This is a genomic window from Mesorhizobium sp. WSM4820, from assembly GCF_055811075.1.
This window is the reverse complement of sequence record NZ_JBVVQN010000009.1, coordinates 156,523-171,778: the sequence shown is the minus strand read 5'-3', so window position 1 is coordinate 171,778 and position 15,256 is coordinate 156,523. Positions and strand designations below refer to the sequence as shown.

General features: G+C 64.3%; 15 protein-coding genes. 14 read left to right on the top strand and 1 reads right to left on the bottom strand.

The genetic code is table 11. The features are described 5' to 3' along the window. The 5 genes from AC0L2R_RS16690 to AC0L2R_RS16670 all read left to right on the top strand — a co-directional run bounded on the left by AC0L2R_RS16690 (position 1) and on the right by AC0L2R_RS16670 (position 4,994). Positions 1-1,068, top strand: a complete 1,068-nt coding sequence (locus AC0L2R_RS16690) for an ABC transporter permease (RefSeq protein ID WP_473510252.1) — start codon at positions 1-3, stop codon at positions 1,066-1,068. After that, a complete protein-coding gene (gene nikC / locus AC0L2R_RS16685) occupies positions 1,065-1,985 on the top strand; it encodes a nickel transporter permease (RefSeq protein ID WP_473510250.1) in 921 nt (306 codons plus the stop codon). Before AC0L2R_RS16690 ends, nikC begins: the two co-directional genes overlap by 4 nt. Further along, positions 1,982-2,815, top strand: coding sequence for an ABC transporter ATP-binding protein (locus AC0L2R_RS16680; RefSeq protein ID WP_473510248.1), 834 nt, complete (start codon positions 1,982-1,984; stop codon positions 2,813-2,815). Before nikC ends, AC0L2R_RS16680 begins: the two co-directional genes overlap by 4 nt. Continuing rightward, complete coding sequence (locus tag AC0L2R_RS16675; RefSeq protein WP_473510247.1) at positions 2,812-3,561, top strand: ABC transporter ATP-binding protein; 750 nt, start codon at positions 2,812-2,814, stop codon at positions 3,559-3,561. Before AC0L2R_RS16680 ends, AC0L2R_RS16675 begins: the two co-directional genes overlap by 4 nt. A 155-nt stretch (positions 3,562-3,716) precedes the next feature. Beyond that, positions 3,717-4,994 (top strand): 4-aminobutyrate--2-oxoglutarate transaminase, encoded by a 1,278-nt coding sequence (locus tag AC0L2R_RS16670; protein ID WP_128247975.1) that lies wholly within the window; start codon positions 3,717-3,719, stop codon positions 4,992-4,994. A 169-nt stretch (positions 4,995-5,163) separates the two neighbouring features. On the opposite strand, the gene AC0L2R_RS16665 is transcribed toward AC0L2R_RS16670, so the two are convergent. Then, complete coding sequence (locus AC0L2R_RS16665) at positions 5,164-6,417, bottom strand: NAD(P)/FAD-dependent oxidoreductase (protein WP_473510245.1); 1,254 nt, start codon at positions 6,415-6,417, stop codon at positions 5,164-5,166. Positions 6,418-6,887: 470 nt separating this feature from the next. Between AC0L2R_RS16665 and AC0L2R_RS16660 the strand changes: the two genes are divergently transcribed. The 9 genes from AC0L2R_RS16660 to olsA all read left to right on the top strand — a co-directional run bounded on the left by AC0L2R_RS16660 (position 6,888) and on the right by olsA (position 15,157). Then, positions 6,888-8,180 (top strand): imelysin family protein, encoded by a 1,293-nt coding sequence (locus AC0L2R_RS16660; RefSeq protein ID WP_473510367.1) that lies wholly within the window; start codon positions 6,888-6,890, stop codon positions 8,178-8,180. A gap of 98 nt (positions 8,181-8,278) precedes the next feature. Next, positions 8,279-8,590, top strand: a complete 312-nt coding sequence (locus AC0L2R_RS16655; RefSeq protein ID WP_023802096.1) for a (2Fe-2S)-binding protein — start codon at positions 8,279-8,281, stop codon at positions 8,588-8,590. Further along, positions 8,556-9,041 carry a bacterioferritin gene (gene bfr / locus AC0L2R_RS16650; protein WP_023802097.1) on the top strand — a complete coding sequence of 162 codons (486 nt, stop codon included), beginning with the start codon at positions 8,556-8,558 and terminating at the stop codon, positions 9,039-9,041. Before AC0L2R_RS16655 ends, bfr begins: the two co-directional genes overlap by 35 nt. Before the next feature lie 12 nt (positions 9,042-9,053). Beyond that, a complete protein-coding gene (locus AC0L2R_RS16645) occupies positions 9,054-10,661 on the top strand; it encodes a di-heme oxidoreductase family protein (protein ID WP_473510243.1) in 1,608 nt (535 codons plus the stop codon). After that, positions 10,661-11,740, top strand: coding sequence for an imelysin family protein (locus AC0L2R_RS16640; protein ID WP_473510242.1), 1,080 nt, complete (start codon positions 10,661-10,663; stop codon positions 11,738-11,740). The genes AC0L2R_RS16645 and AC0L2R_RS16640 overlap by 1 nt, the downstream gene beginning before the upstream one ends. A 2-nt stretch (positions 11,741-11,742) precedes the next feature. Continuing rightward, positions 11,743-12,849: a DUF1513 domain-containing protein gene (locus AC0L2R_RS16635; RefSeq protein ID WP_473510366.1), complete on the top strand. Its 1,107-nt coding sequence runs from the start codon at positions 11,743-11,745 to the stop codon at positions 12,847-12,849. 181 nt (positions 12,850-13,030) lie between these two features. Beyond that, complete coding sequence (gene tsaB, locus AC0L2R_RS16630) at positions 13,031-13,720, top strand: tRNA (adenosine(37)-N6)-threonylcarbamoyltransferase complex dimerization subunit type 1 TsaB (RefSeq protein WP_473510241.1); 690 nt, start codon at positions 13,031-13,033, stop codon at positions 13,718-13,720. Next, a complete protein-coding gene (rimI, locus tag AC0L2R_RS16625) occupies positions 13,720-14,214 on the top strand; it encodes a ribosomal protein S18-alanine N-acetyltransferase (protein WP_023802102.1) in 495 nt (164 codons plus the stop codon). Before tsaB ends, rimI begins: the two co-directional genes overlap by 1 nt. A gap of 142 nt (positions 14,215-14,356) precedes the next feature. Beyond that, positions 14,357-15,157 (top strand): lyso-ornithine lipid O-acyltransferase, encoded by an 801-nt coding sequence (olsA, locus tag AC0L2R_RS16620; protein WP_473510239.1) that lies wholly within the window; start codon positions 14,357-14,359, stop codon positions 15,155-15,157. Positions 15,158-15,256: the final 99 nt, after the last annotated feature.

The window sequence follows — 15,256 nt, the reverse complement described above, 5'->3', positions numbered from 1 at the left end:
GTGAGTACTGTTGAAAGCGAAGCGACGGCAGGGCGCGGCAGCGCCCGTGCTGTCGCTGTCGCCTCGTCGATCGCCCGTTTCCTGGTCACCGCGATAACCACCTATCTCGGTCTTCTCGCGGTGACCTTCTTCATCGGCCGGGTCATCCCGATCGACCCGGTGCTGGCGGTGCTCGGCGACCGGGCGCCGGCCAATGTCGTCGAGCGGACGCGCCGCGAGATGGGGCTCGACCTGCCGCTGATCGAGCAGTTCTACATCTATGTGAAGAATGCCCTGAACGGCAATTTCGGCACCTCGGTGCTGACCACCAATCCTGTCATGACCGACATCCGCCGCGCCTTTCCGGCGACGATCGAGCTGGCGACGCTGGGAACGCTGATCGGTGCTTTGCTTGGTGTGCCGCTCGGCGTGCTGGCCGCGGTCCGGCGCGGCAGCATCATCGATCAGATTGTCCGCATCATCGGACTGGTCGGCTACTCCGTGCCGATCTTCTGGCTGGGACTGCTGGCGCTCGTGCTGTTCTACGCCAGGCTGCAATGGGTGGCTTTTCCCGGCCGCCTCGACATCGTCTACGAATACACCTTCACCCCGATCACCGGCTTTTATCTCCTGGATGCGCTGTGGCAGCGGCAGTGGGATGTGTTTCGCGATGCCTTCCGCCACATCATCCTGCCGGCCTCGCTGCTTGGCTATTTCTCGCTCGCCTATATCAGCCGGATGACGCGATCGTTCATGCTGAACGAGCTTGCCCAGGAATATATCGTCGCGGCGCGCGCCAAGGGCCTGTCGGAAACGCGCATCATCTGGGGCCACGCGCTGCGCAACGCGGCGGTGCCGATGGTCACCGTGATCGCACTCTCCTATGCCGGTCTGCTCGAAGGCTCGGTGCTCACCGAGACCGTGTTTTCCTGGCCGGGTATCGGCCTCTACATCACCAATTCCCTGCAGAACGCCGACATGAACGCCGTGCTCGGTGGCACCATCATCATCGGCTCGGTGTTCATCGGCATCAATCTCCTGTCCGACCTGCTCTACCGGGTGCTCGACCCAAGGACCAAGGTACGATGAGCGCTGAAGCAATCCAGAGCCGCCGCGACTGGCTGCTCAGCGAGCGGCCGGCGTCGCGCATGCAGGCCAGGCTCGGCCGCGCCTATGTCGCGTGGCGGCGCTTTTCAGCCAACCGGCTGGCGTTTCTCGGCCTGCTCATCATCATCGCTTTGCTGGTGGTCGCCGCCTTTGCCAATGTGCTGGCGCCCTATTCGCCGACATTCGGCGACCTCAAGGGCTCGCGGCTGCTGGCGCCAAGTGCCGAGCACTGGTTCGGCACCGACGACCTTGGCCGCGACATCCTTTCGCGCGTCATCTTCGGCTCGCGATGGACGCTTTACGTCGTCATTCTCGTCGCAGTCATCGCCGCTCCTATCGGCCTGCTGGTCGGCACCGTCGCCGGTTATGCCGGCGGATGGATCGATGCGATCCTGATGCGTATCACCGACATCTTTCTCGCCTTTCCGAAGCTGATCCTGGCGCTGGCCTTCGTCGCCGCACTTGGCCCTGGCATCGAGAATGCGGTGCTCGCCATCGCCGTCACCTCATGGCCGCCCTACGCCCGTATCGCGCGTGCCGAAACGCTCACCGTGCGCAATTCGGATTACATCAAGGCGGTGCAATTGATGGGCGCCTCGCCGTTCCGCATCGTGCTGCGCCATATCATGCCGCTCTGCATCTCGTCGCTGATCGTCAGGGTGACGCTCGACATGGCCGGCATCATCCTGACCGCCGCCGGTCTCGGCTTCCTCGGCCTCGGCGCGCAACCGCCGCTGCCGGAATGGGGCGCGATGATCGCGTCGGGCCGCCGCTTCGTGCTCGACCAATGGTGGGTGGCCGGTGCACCGGGCTTTGCCATCCTCATCGTCAGCCTCGGCTTCAACCTGCTCGGCGACGGCCTGCGAGACGCGCTCGACCCGCGCAGTGGTGACCAATGAGCACGCTTCTCGAGGTCGACGATCTGCGCGTCACCTTCCCGACGCGCACCGGCCGCATCGAGGCGGTGCGCGGCGTTTCCTTTTCGCTCGGCCGCGAACGGCTCGGCATCGTCGGCGAGAGCGGTTCCGGCAAGTCGCAGACCGGCCGCGCCATCATGGGCCTGACCCCGCCGCAGGCCGAGGTCACGGCCAGGAAACTTGCCTTCGACGGCATCGACCTGCTCGCCGCCTCGCCCCGCGACCGCCGGGCGCTCCGCGGCAAGCGCATCGCCATGATCCTGCAGGATCCAAAATACTCGCTCGACCCGGTGATGAGCATCGGCCGCCAGATCGTCGAGACGCTGCGCACGCATGAGAAGGTCGGCAAGGCCGAAGCCCGCGATCGCGCGCTTGCCATGCTGGAGGCGGTGCAGATCCGTGACCCCGCCCGTGTCTTCGACCTGCATCCGCACGAGGTGTCGGGCGGCATGGGCCAGCGCGCCATGATCGCCATGATGCTGATTGCCGGGCCGGAGATGATGATCGCCGACGAACCGACCTCGGCGCTCGACGTCACCGTTCAGCTCGACGTCCTCGGCATCCTCGACAGGCTGGTCAGCGAGCGCGGCATGGGGCTGATCTTCATCTCGCACGATCTGCGCCTGGTCTCGTCCTTCTGCGACCGGGTGATCGTCATGTATGCCGGCAGGGTGGTCGAACAGCTCAAGGCGTCGGAGCTCGGCCGCGCCCAGCATCCCTATACGCGCGGCCTGCTCAACTGCATGCCCAAGATCGGCGCCGACCGCCACCCGCTGCCGGTGCTCGACCGCAAGCCGGAGTGGGCGGCATGACGGCAGCACTTTCCGCCGACAGGCTGGAGGTGGTCTTCGACCGCTTTCGCGCGCTGAAGGGTGTCAGCCTCGAGGTGCAATCCGGCGAATCCTTCGGCCTGGTCGGCGAATCCGGCTCCGGCAAATCGACGCTGTTGCGCGCGATTGCCGGCCTCGCGCCGGCCGCTTCGGGCAGCATCACCGTCAACGGGAAAAAACTCGGCAAGCGCCGCGACAAGGCCTTCTATCGCGAGGTGCAGATGGTCTTCCAGGACCCCTACGGCTCGCTGCATCCGCGCCAGACCGTCGACCGCCTGCTGCAGGAGCCGCTCGCCATCCACGGCTTTGCCGATGGCGAGAAGCGCATCCAGCGGGCGCTCGACGAGGTCGGGCTCGGCACCGGCTTCCGCTTCCGCTATTCGCATCAATTGTCGGGTGGCCAGCGCCAGCGGGTGGCGATTGCGCGGGCGCTGATCCTCGAACCGGCGATCCTGCTGCTCGACGAGCCGACCTCGGCGCTCGACGCTTCCGTGCAGGCGGAGGTGCTCAACCTGTTGGAAGACATCCGGCGGCGGCGCAAGCTGACCTTCCTGATGGTCAGCCACGACCTCGCCATCATCACCCATATGTGCGAGCGGCTGATGGTGATGCAGAACGGCGAGGCGGTCGAGCACCTCACCGCTGATGACCTCGTCGAGCGCCGCGTCAGCAAGGATTACACGCGCAATTTGCTCAGGGCGAGCGAGGGGTTTGTGCGGACGGCGTGAGTCAAATCAGCTGTCCGCGAAGGAATGCGACCTTAGCGGCGGCAGGCCCAATCGCCTGGTGGCGGTGCCAACTTGAGGAAAACATGAAATAAGGCCAGAACAGTTCCCGGCAGTCATCCAAACGAGAACGGGCGTCGGCCCGGTGAGGGAACATCATGAAGAACTCAGCCATTTCCGAACGCAAGAACCAGTCGATCTCGCGCGGCGTCGGCATGACCACGCAGATTTATGCCGACCGCGCCGAGAACTCGGAAATCTGGGATGTCGAGGGCCGTCGCTACATCGATTTCTCGTCCGGCATCGCCGTCGTCAACACCGGCCACCGCCATCCCAAGGTGATCGAGGCGGTCAAGGCGCAGCTCGACCGCTTCACCCATACCTGCCACCAGGTGGTGCCCTATGAGAGCTATGTCAGGCTGGCCGAACGGCTGAACGGCTTGCTGCCGGGAAAATTCGACAAGAAGACGATTTTCGTCACCACCGGTGCCGAAGCGGTGGAGAACGCCATCAAGATCGCCCGCAACGCAACCGGCCGTCCGGCGGTCATTGCCTTTGCCGGCGGCTTCCATGGCCGCACCTTCATGGGCATGGCGCTGACCGGCAAGGTTGTGCCCTATAAGGTCGGCTTCGGCGCCATGCCGGCCGATGTTTTCCACGCGCCGTTCCCGGTGGCGCTGCATGGGATCACGGTCGCCGATTCGCTGGCCGCGCTCGACCGGCTGTTCAAGGCCGATGTCGATCCGGCCCGCGTCGCCGCCATCATCGTCGAGCCGGTGCAGGGCGAGGGCGGATTTTACGAGGCGCCGCGCGACTTCATGACGGCGCTGCGCAAGATCTGCGACCAGCACGGCATGCTGTTGATCGCCGACGAGGTGCAGACCGGTTTTGCCCGCACCGGAAAGATGTTCGCCATGGATCATCACGAAGTGGCGCCCGACATCACCACCATGGCCAAGAGCCTTGCCGGCGGCTTCCCGCTGTCGGCGGTCACCGGCCGCGCCGAGATTATGGATGCGCCCAGCCCCGGCGGGCTTGGCGGCACCTATGGCGGCAGCCCGATCGGCGTTGCCGCGGCGCATGCCGTGCTCGACGTGATCGAAGAGGAAAAGCTCTGCGACCGCGCCAACACGCTGGGCAACCGGCTGAAGCAGCGGCTGCAATCGATCCGCGACGACACGCCGGAGATCGTCGATATCAGAGGCCCGGGCTTCATGAACGCTGTCGAGTTCAACGATGTGAAGAAGGGCCTGCCGTCGGCCGAGATCGCCAATGCGGTCCGGCTGAAGGCGCTCGACAAGGGCCTGATCCTGCTCACCTGCGGCGTCTACGGCAACGTCATCCGCTTCCTCGCGCCAATCACCATCCAGGACGGCGTCATGAACGAAGCGCTCGACATCCTGGAAAGCTCGATCCGCGAGGTCCGCGCCGCCTGAGCGGATCTTTCTCCCTTCTCCCCTTGTGGGAGAAGGTGGATCGGCGCGCAGCGCCGAGACGGTTGAGGGGTGTTGGACGGAGTGCCAAGCTGGAACACCCCTCATCCGACCTCGCTTCGCGAGGCCACCTTCTCCCACAAGGGGAGAAGGGAAGGATATCAACACATCCTTATTCAGCGGCGCGGACGGGCTCTACCTGCTGGAAAGCGGCGAGCGCCGCCTTCAATCCGTCCGGTCCCGTCGCAACCGTCTGCGGCGTCGGCGAAAAGCCGGCGCCGAGCATCTTGCGGCCAAGCATGTGGTCGCCAGGCCGGTTGACCGATTCGATGCCGAGCAGACGATTCCCAGCATAGTGGTAGATGGAGAACCGGTTCTCGTTTACGTCGCCGAGCACGACATGGCTGTCGCCGCCCGAAATCAGGCCGACCATCTGCAGCTTGATGTCACCGATGTCGGACCAGAACCACGGCACCGCCGCAAAGGCGTCCGCATGGCCGAGAACGGTGCGTGCTGCAAGACGCGCCTGGTCGGTCGCATTCTGCACCGATTCCAGCCGCACATCGCCGCCGGTGAGCCAGTGCCGGTAGGAAGCGGCATCGCCAATGGCGAGGATTTCGGGCACCGACGTGCGCATCTGCTGGTCGACGCGGATGCCGTTGGCGATAGTGATGCCGGCGGCTTGCGCCAGTTCGACATTCGGCACGACGCCGATGCCGATGATGACCATCTGCGCCGGCAGCCGATCGCCGGATGCGGTGATTGCCGCCGAGACATGGCCGTTCTCGGCTTCGAGCCGTGCAATCGTGGTGCCGGTGAGAATGCGCACGCCGGTCGCTTCCAGCCGCTGCCGCACGTGGCGCGCGATGATCGGCGCCACCGCCCGGCCGAGCAGCCGGTCGACCGCCTCGACCACGATGACCTTGCGGCCGGCCGCTGTGAGCGTCGCGGCGATCTCCAGCCCGATGAAGCCGCCGCCGAGGATGACGACATCCTCGCTCTGCGCGCTCAATTCGCGGATCAGGCGCGCGTCGGCGAGCGAGCGCAGCGACACCACGCCCGAAAAATCCGAACCCGGCAGCGACAGCATGCGCGGCCGCGAACCGGTCGCCAGGATCAGCCGGTCGAACGGCAGTGTGCCGCCATCCGATAGCTCCAGCCTGCGGCCGCCGGCATCGATGCGATCGATGCGGACGCCCGGCCGGTAGTTGATCGCGCTGCCGGTATAAAAAGCCTCGCCGCGCAGCGGCTGCGGTTTGGCCTCCTGATCCTTGATGAAGGTCTTCGATAGCGGCGGCTTGTGGTAGGGCAGTTCGTCCTCATCGCTGATGAGGATCACGGGTTCGTCGTAGCCGTCCTCGCGCAGGCTGGCGGCCGCTTGCACGCCCGCATGACCCGCACCGACAATGACCACACCGTTTTTCATCGCAGCCCCAATTCCTCATCTCTCCTAGGCGTTATCCAAGTCTAGGACGTCTCGCCAAGTGGCGATTGTCTGACGCCGCCGCAAGACCACCCTTGCGGGTCGCACCCGGAATGGCGGTCTGTCAATCGTTCGTTCGACGGCGGCGCGGCAATACGGCTAAAGTTGATACTTGCAGTTTAGAATAATTCTAAACTGTTGTTTCAATTGGCTTTTCTCTCTGAAATTGGTTGACTTCCGGCACCTTCATCGCTTTATGGAAGCGTGCGCGTCAAGCGCATCCCTTTGATGTCTGGGCCTTGAACCCTTTCGATTGGAGGCATTTCGATGTCTTTCTTCCGCAAACCGCGCTATGCCGCGGCCTGTATCTCGCTCAATGGCATGGACCTGCCTTGGCGCCGATTGCCTGCCGACGCGCCTTTGGCGCCGGCATTTTCACTGAATTCCCGAGGGAGAAGACAATCATGAGAGCGATGATCACGGCGCGATATGGCAGCAGGCTTGCAGCGATCGGCGCCACGGTGGTCTTGACGGCGGCGATATTCGTGCTGCCGGCCAAGGCGGAAACCGATGCCAAGGCGGTCATCAAGACCTATTCCGATATTGCGCTCGCCAAATATGAGGATTCGCTGACCACGGCGCAGGCGCTCGGCAAGGCTGTCGACGCGCTGCTCGCCAAGCCTTCGGTGGAAACGCTCACCGCCGCCCGCGAGGCCTGGAAAGCGTCGCGCGTTCCCTATCAGCAGACCGAAGTCTATCGCTTCGGCAACGCCATCGTCGACGACTGGGAAGGCAAGGTGAACGCCTGGCCGCTGGACGAAGGCCTGATCGATTATGTCGCCGAGAACTACGGCACCGAGTCGGACGCGAATGCACTGTATACCGCCAATGTGATCGCCAACAAGTCGATCGAGATCGACGGCAAGAAGATCGACGCCACCAATCTTACTCCCGAGTTCCTCTCCGGCACGCTGCAGGAGGCCGGCGGCATCGAGGCCAATGTGGCGACCGGTTATCACGCCATCGAATTCCTGCTGTGGGGCCAGGACCTGCACGGCACCGGCCCGGGCGCTGGCGAACGGCCCTATACCGACTACGACCTCGCCAACTGCACCGGCGGCAATTGCGATCGTCGCGCGCAGTACCTGAAGTCGGCGAGCGAGCTTCTGGTTTCCGATCTGCAGGACATGGTCAACGACTGGAAGGAAGGCGGCGCCGCCCGCAAGAACCTTGTCGATGGCGAGCCGAAAGCCGGCATCTCGACCATCCTCACCGGCATGGGCTCGCTGTCCTACGGCGAACTCGCCGGCGAGCGCATGAAGCTCGGCCTGCTGCTGCACGACCCGGAAGAGGAGCATGACTGCTTCTCCGACAACACCTACGATTCCCATCTCTACGATGCCGTCGGCATTCGCGCCGCCTATAAGGGCAACTACACCCGCCTCGACGGCACCGTCGTCAAAGGACCGTCGGTATCCGACATGGTCAAGGAGGCCGATCCGGCGGTCGACAAGGAACTGTCGGACAAGCTTGATGTCACCGTCGCCAAGATGGAAGCGATCAAGGCGCGGGCGCTTGGCGGCGAGGCCTATGACCAGCAGATCGGCGAAGGCAGTACGCAAGGCAACGCCACCGTGCAGGCGGCGATCGACTCGCTGGTCGACCAGACCAAGTCGATCGAACGCGCCGTCGGCACCCTGAAACTCAATGCCATCGCCTTCGAGGGCTCGGACAGCCTCGATGCGCCGGACAAGGTGTTTCAGTAAGGCGTCGATGCCCGGAGCCCGAACCGAAAGCCCAGGCTCCACTAAGAAAATAAGCCACATGGCGCCGAGCACGCGCCGTCAGCCACACAGAGCAAATAATGCTGATCTGCCATTGCAACATCATCACCGAGAAGGAGATTGAGCAGACGATCGTCGGGCTGCTGGATCAGGACCCTTGGCAGCTTATCGTGCCGGCGAAGATCTATCATGCCATGCAGAAGCGTGGTCGCTGTTGCGGCTGCTTCCCAAATGTGGTCGAAACGATCATTCGGGTAACCGAAAATTACCACGCCCGCTCGGAGGCGAGCGGCGTGGATGTCGTTTCACACCTGGATCGCGTCAGAGGCCTGCGCGTCCAATACGGGAGCAGAACCCATGAAAGGCGAACAACAGATCATAGAGCGGCTTAACGAGGCTCTGTTTCTGGAACTTGGAGCAGTCAATCAGTACTGGGTGCATTTCCGCCTGCTGGAAGACTGGGGATACGCCAAGCTGGCAAAGAAGGAACGCGCGGAATCGATCGAGGAGATGCACCATGCCGACCGGCTCGTGGCCCGCATCATCTTCCTTGAAGGCCATCCGAACCTGCAGTCGGTAGCGCCGCTGCGCATCGGACAGAATGTCAAGGAAGTGCTCGAATCGGATCTTGCCGGCGAGTATGACGCGCGCACTGCCTACAAACGGTCGCGCGAGATTTGTGACGAAGCAGGTGACTATGTGACGATGAAGCTGTTCGAGGATTTGTTGTCCGACGAGGAAGGTCACATCGACTTCCTCGAGACGCAGCTCGACCTGCTCGCCTCGATCGGCGAGGAAAAATACGGCCAGCTCAACGCCGCATCGGCCGACGAGGCGGATTAGGGACATGCCGGAATGCGGCGCCGCTTAGACTACTTGCGCCGCTTGCGGCGGGCCGAGGATTGCGGCCTGTCGTCCCACCACAACCCGCGATACAGCTGGCTTCGTGGGCTTTCGCCTGCCGTAGTGGTCGCGCTGACCGCCACGGCGCTGGCCGGCGCGCCCGAACCGGCGGGTCTCGCCACCGGCCGTGCCGATCTGACGCCGAAGGATCTGGCGCGCGTCATTGCCATCACCAGGCCGACCAGGGATTTCTCCAAGCCCGAGCAGTTCGAGCCGATGCAGGGTGGCGCCGGCACGTCGCTGAAAGGCGCCAACAAGGACGCTTTCTCGCAATCCTCCGCCAATATCACTTTCGAGGAACAAGGCACCTTCAAGCTCGGCAATGCTCTTTTCCGCAAGAACTGGGTGTCATCGCCCTCGTCGACGCAGGCATCGGACGGGCTTGGTCCGCTGTTCAACGAGCGGGCGTGCCAGAATTGCCATCTGAAGGACGGTCGCGGTCATCCGCCGCAAGCCGACAGCGGCACCACCTCGATGTTCCTGCGGCTGGCGCGGCAGGCGAGCACCGAGGAGGAGGATGCAGCGCTCGCCGCCCGCAAGGTGCTCAACTTCCCCGATCCGGTCTACGGCTCGCAATTGCAGGAACTGGCCGTTCCGGGCCTTCGCGGCGAAGGCAGGATGCGTGTCGTCTACCAGGAGCAAAAAGTCGCGCTGCCGGACGGCACCGTGGTTTGGCTGCGCAAGCCGAGCTATTCGGTCGATGATCTTGCCAACGGGCCGCTCGATCCGCACACCACGCTTTCGCCGCGCTTGACGCCGCCGATGATCGGCCTCGGCCTGGTCGAGCAAATCGCGCCGGCCGACATTCTCGCCAGTGCCGATCCGGACGATCGCAACAGTGACGGCATCTCCGGAAAGCCCAATATTGTGCGCGACGGCCACAGCGGCGAGCCGACGCTCGGCCGCTTTGGCTGGAAGGCGCAGACCCCTTCGATCCGCCAGCAGGCGGCGGACGCATTCGCCGGCGACATCGGCATTTCGACGCCGGAAGTGCCGAACCACTGGGGCGATTGCACCGCGGCCGAAAAGAACTGCCTTGCCATGGCCAACGGCGTCCAGGAGCGCCTTGGCCCAGTCGAGGCGCCGCCGCCGGTCATGGACCTGGTCACCTTCTATTCGCAAAACCTCGCCGTGCCGGCGCGGCGCGATCTCGACAAGCCCGATGTGCTGGCCGGCAAGAAGCTGTTCTACGACATGGGCTGCATTGCCTGCCATACGCCGAAATTCGTCACCCGCCGCGGCACGCCCAACAAGGCGCAGGCCTTCCAGCTGATCTGGCCCTATTCCGATTTTCTGCTGCACGACATGGGGCCGGGCCTCGCCGACGGGCAAGCGGTGGGCGATGCCAGCGGGAGCGAATGGCGCACGCCGCCACTGTGGGGCATCGGTCTTACCCAGACCGTCAACGGCAACAACTTCTTCCTGCACGACGGGCGGGCGCGCACCCTGACCGAGGCGATCCTGTGGCATGGCGGCGAGGGGCAGAAGGCGCGCGACCGCTTCGCCGCCGCCGCCGCGCCCGATCGCGCCGCATTGGTCAAATTCCTGGAGTCGTTGTGATGTCGAAGCGTCTGGCGTTTGTCCTGGTTCTCCCGCTGGTCCTCGCCGGCTCATTGCCGGCGTCCGCAGCGGTGAAGGCTTCCGACGTGATCCAGCGAGCGATCGACGGCTTTGTCCGCCCGGCCTATGCACGCCTGCAAGACCATGCCGACAGCCTGAGCAAGGCAGTGCGGACGCTGTGCGACGCGCCTTCGCAGGACCATCTCGATGCGGCGCGCGCCGAATTCTCCGGCACCGTGGATGCCTGGTCGGTCGTCGAGATCATCCGCATCGGACCGATCACGCAGAACAACCGGCTGGAACGCATGCTGTTTTGGCCGGACCGCAAGAGCATCGGCCTGAGGCAGGTGCAGGCGGCGTTGGCCAGTAAAGACCGGACCGCCGCCGATCCGGCCCATCTGGCGAAAAAGAGCGTCGCCATGCAAGGGCTCGGCGCGCTGGAATTCGTGCTTTACGGCGACGGCGCCGAGCGGCTCGCCGGCAGGGACGATCCCTATCGCTGCGCTTACGGCGCGGCCGTCGCCGGCAACATCGAAACCATTGCCGCCGAGGTCAGCGACGCCTGGAACAAGCCCGACGGCTTTGCAGCACTTTGGGCCAATCCGGGGCCGCAGAACGCACTCTACCGCGACGGCACGGAAGCGGTGACCGAACTGGTCGGCGTCTTCATCAACGAACTGGAGATGGTCCGTGACGTGCGCCTGAAAGGTTTTCTGGGCAGTAGCCCGCAGGCCGACAAGCCGAAACAGGCGATCTACTGGCGTTCACAAAACACCGCGCGTTCGCTGACCGGAAATCTTTCGGGGATGGACGCTCTGTTCCAGGCTTCGCAGCTTGGCGACGCGCTGTCGCCCGATGCGCGCTGGATGGCGGAATCGATCCACATCCAGCTCGTCAACGGCGCCGCCGACGCCACCGCCATCAGAGGCCCGATCGACAAGGCGCTTGCCGATCCGGCGCTGCGCCAGAGGCTCGACCACTTCTCGCTGGTGACATCCAGCCTCTCGACCCTGATTGGCACCAGGCTTACCGCCGAATTCGGCCTGACCGCCGGTTTCTCGTCGCTCGACGGAGACTAATCCTGAAGACGCCGCTGATCGATCGTCGTGATTTCCTCAGGGCCGCAGGCGTTGGCTTTGTTGCCGCGATGGCGCCTTCGGCATGGGCGAAGACGCTTAGCACGGACGCCGTCTTCGCCACCGCGTTCGTCAAGCGCGACGGCAGCTATGGCGCGGCGATCCTGTCCGAGGCCGGCAAGGTGCTGCATGCCCTCGACCTGCCCGCCCGCGGTCACGACGTCACATTCGATCCGCTGTCGAAGCGCTCGGTGGTCTTTGCCAGGCAGCCCGGCACTTTCGCGGTTGTGTTCGACCATACCGGCCGCGACGAGCCGCTGACCATTGCCAGCATCAGTGGTCGCCATTTCTTCGGCCACGGCGTGTTTTCGACCGACGGTGCGCTGCTCTACGCCACCGAGAACGATTTCGACAATGCCGCCGGCGTGGTCGGCGTCTATGACACGCGTGCGAAATTCAAGCGCGTTGGCGAGTTCCCGACCTATGGCATGGGTCCGCACGAGCTTCTGCTGCTCGGCGACGGCAGGACGATTGCCGTCGCCAATGGCGGCATCGAGACGCATCCGGATTATGGCCGTGCCGAGCTCAACATCGCGACGATGAAGCCATCCTATGTGCTGGTCGACCGCCTTACCAGCGACCTTGTCGAAAAGCACGAATTGCCGCCGGCGCTGCACCAGCTTTCGATCCGGCACATGGATACCGACAAATCCGGCGCGGTCTGGTTCGGCTGCCAGTACAGGGGGCCGGGCAGCGATCGTCCGCTGCTGGTCGGCCGCGCCGCACGCGGCAAGGATCTGCAACTGCTCGACATGCCGCAGGACGTGCTGTCCGGCTTCAGGAACTACATCGGCTCGGTCGCCGCCAACCCTGCTGCCGGTACCGTCGCGGTGTCCTCGCCGGAAGGCAACTCGCTCGCGGTGATCGATGCGGCCAGCGGCCGGATCGTCACCACCAGCGCACTGGCCGAGGTCTGCGGCGTGGCGCCCGACCGGGCGAGCTTCATGGCGACGACCGGCACGGGACAGATAGCCCAAGCCGGCGGCGCGACACGGTCCGAGCCGGACTATGTCTGGGACAATCACATGCTGCGCATCGACCAGGCCGCATAGTGCGGCACTGGTTCATTGACGGTTGTGGTCGCCGAGAGTTACCTCTTTTTGGGCGAGGTCGAAGCGAAGCCGCCAAACGATTTATGCATTATCCCCTTGCAGGGACGAGCCATGGCAGGCACAGGGAAATTGTCTTTCGAACCCCCTGTGCCCCAAGCGGGCGCTGCCAACCGGCCGTCTCATGAAGTTGCTTGCCATCGATTGTGCCGCCAATCTCTGCGCCGCCTGTGTCTACGACGCGGCGGCCGGGAAGGAACTCGGCCGCTCGGTGCTCGATCTCGGCAAGGGCCATGCCGAACATCTGATGGCTGTGATCGAAGAGGCGTTGACGACCGGCGGCGCCGACTATGCCGGCCTTGGCGCCATCGCTGTCTCCACCGGCCCGGGCTCCTTCACCGGCCTGCGCGTCGGCGTCTCGGCGGCGCGGGGCCTGGCGCTGGCGCTGAAAATCCCGGCAATCGGGGTGACGACGCTGGAAGCGCTGGCGGCGCAGGCGAAAGAGACATTTCCCGGCCGCGCCGTGCTGGCCGCGCTCGACGCCGGCCGCGAGGAGATCCATGCAGCGCTTTACGACGAAGCATCCGTTTTGATTTATGGTCCCGCGGTGGCCACGCTTTCGCAAGCCGCCGCCATGGCGGTTGACGGGTTTCCGGTTCTGGCCGGCACCGCGGCCACGCAAATTGCTGCATCGGCCGGGCGCGCCTTCGACGTCGGCCCGACAAGCGCCACTACGGATATCGCAATCTATGCCCGGCTGGCCGCTGCCAAGGGTGAAGGCGAAAAGCCGAAACCGCTTTATTTGCGCGGGGCGGACGCCAAGCCGCAGGCCGGGTTTATCCTGTCCAGGAAGAAAGCTGGGAAGAAAAACTGATGCGCATTCCTTTCCTCCAGCCGCGCCGCAGGGACTTTGCGCTCGAGCCGCTGACGGTCGCCGACAGTGCGGCCCTGTCGGTGCTGCATCGCGAGGATTTCGTCCGGCCGTGGAGCGATGACGAATTCGCCGCATTGATCGAGCAGGACACGGTGTTCGGCTATGCCGCGCGCGAGACCGGCCAGGGTGCCAAGCCGCCGGTCGGTTTCGTGCTGGCGCGCCTGGCGGCCGGCGAAGGAGAGGTCCTGACTGTCGCGGTGGCGCGCTCCCATCGCCGCCAGGGGCTTGGCTGGCAATTGATGGATGCGGTGCTGCGCGAACTGCATGCGCAACGCGCCGAGGCGCTTTTCCTCGAGGTCGACGAGACCAACGTCGCCGCGATCGCGCTCTATCGGCGGCTGGGATTCCGCGAGGTCGGCAAACGTGCCAACTACTACAGATCGCCCGAGCACGGCCCGACCGGAGCGCTTGTCATGCGCCGCGATCTTCGCTAGCGCATCGGCCCGCAAATCGGAACCGATTCTCGGAAAGTACGATGCGCAGGTTGAGATGCGCAGATTAAAAAGCGCTAGAGCGTGCTTGGACGTCCAGTTGGACGCGTCGCTCTAGCCAGAACTCGGACAGGGCCAAGAGCGGATGATCGGAAAAATCAGGATTTTCCTGGCGCTGGGCCTCGTTGTCGCAGGCTCGTTGATCCTCGTGCCGTTGCAGATCCTGTCGATGAAGACCGGCCTGTGGCGCGAGACGTTCATCCTGAAGATCTGGCACCGGCTCATCATCCGGGCGCTCGGCACGCGCATCCACGTCAAGGGGACCTTGTCCAATCAGCGCCCGTTACTGGTTGCGTCGAACCACGTTTCATGGACCGACATCATGGTGCTGGGGTCGATGGCCGACGTGACGTTCATCGCCAGGGCCGACATGGCCGGCTGGCCGTTGATCGGCATGTTGTCGAAGCTGCAGCGCACCGTTTTCATCGAGCGCGAGCGCAAACGTTCGTCGGGCGACCAGGCGAGCGAGATCGCCAGCCGCATGGCCAAGGGCGACGCCATGGTGCTGTTTGCCGAAGGTTCGACCAGCGACGGCAACATGATCTTGCCGTTCAAGAGTACGCTGTTCGGCGCCGCCTCGATGGCGATTTCGGAAGGGGCGGCCGAAAAGGTCTTCATCCAGCCGGTGGCGATCGTCTATACGCGCCTGCACGGCGTGCCGCTCGGCCGCAGGCACCGGCCGATTGCCGCCTGGATCGGCGACGAGAATTTGATGCCGCATCTCAAGGTGCTGATGGCGGAGGGCGGGCTCGATGTCGAAGTGCATTTCGGCGAGCCGGTCGCCTTCTCCAAGGGCTCCAGCCGCAAGGAAACGGCCAGGCTGATGGAAAGTCAGGTGCGTGATATGGTGCAGGCGGCGCTCGCCGATCCGCGGCCGAGCCGGTAAGACGGAAAAGCTCCAGCGCTTTGCGCGTCCAAAGGAGGCGCGGCGCTGTAAGGCAGAATCGTCTGTTTTTTGTCGGGGAAAGGCGTTAGAAGCCGCCAG

What these genes read in the sequence shown, in the direction of transcription:
- AC0L2R_RS16660 (WP_473510367.1), top strand. Translation starts at nt 6,888, where the DNA reads ATGATCACGGCGCGATATGGCAGCAGGCTTGCAGCGATCGGCGCCACG.
- olsA (WP_473510239.1), top strand. Translation starts at nt 14,357, where the DNA reads ATGATCGGAAAAATCAGGATTTTCCTGGCGCTGGGCCTCGTTGTCGCA.
- AC0L2R_RS16680 (WP_473510248.1), top strand. Translation starts at nt 1,982, where the DNA reads ATGAGCACGCTTCTCGAGGTCGACGATCTGCGCGTCACCTTCCCGACG.
- AC0L2R_RS16655 (WP_023802096.1), top strand. Translation starts at nt 8,279, where the DNA reads ATGCTGATCTGCCATTGCAACATCATCACCGAGAAGGAGATTGAGCAG.
- rimI (WP_023802102.1), top strand. Translation starts at nt 13,720, where the DNA reads ATGCGCATTCCTTTCCTCCAGCCGCGCCGCAGGGACTTTGCGCTCGAG.
- tsaB (WP_473510241.1), top strand. Translation starts at nt 13,031, where the DNA reads ATGAAGTTGCTTGCCATCGATTGTGCCGCCAATCTCTGCGCCGCCTGT.
- bfr (WP_023802097.1), top strand. Translation starts at nt 8,556, where the DNA reads ATGAAAGGCGAACAACAGATCATAGAGCGGCTTAACGAGGCTCTGTTT.
- AC0L2R_RS16645 (WP_473510243.1), top strand. Translation starts at nt 9,054, where the DNA reads ATGCGGCGCCGCTTAGACTACTTGCGCCGCTTGCGGCGGGCCGAGGAT.
- AC0L2R_RS16665 (WP_473510245.1), bottom strand. Translation starts at nt 6,417, where the DNA reads ATGAAAAACGGTGTGGTCATTGTCGGTGCGGGTCATGCGGGCGTGCAA.
- AC0L2R_RS16640 (WP_473510242.1), top strand. Translation starts at nt 10,661, where the DNA reads ATGTCGAAGCGTCTGGCGTTTGTCCTGGTTCTCCCGCTGGTCCTCGCC.
- AC0L2R_RS16670 (WP_128247975.1), top strand. Translation starts at nt 3,717, where the DNA reads ATGAAGAACTCAGCCATTTCCGAACGCAAGAACCAGTCGATCTCGCGC.
- AC0L2R_RS16675 (WP_473510247.1), top strand. Translation starts at nt 2,812, where the DNA reads ATGACGGCAGCACTTTCCGCCGACAGGCTGGAGGTGGTCTTCGACCGC.
- nikC (WP_473510250.1), top strand. Translation starts at nt 1,065, where the DNA reads ATGAGCGCTGAAGCAATCCAGAGCCGCCGCGACTGGCTGCTCAGCGAG.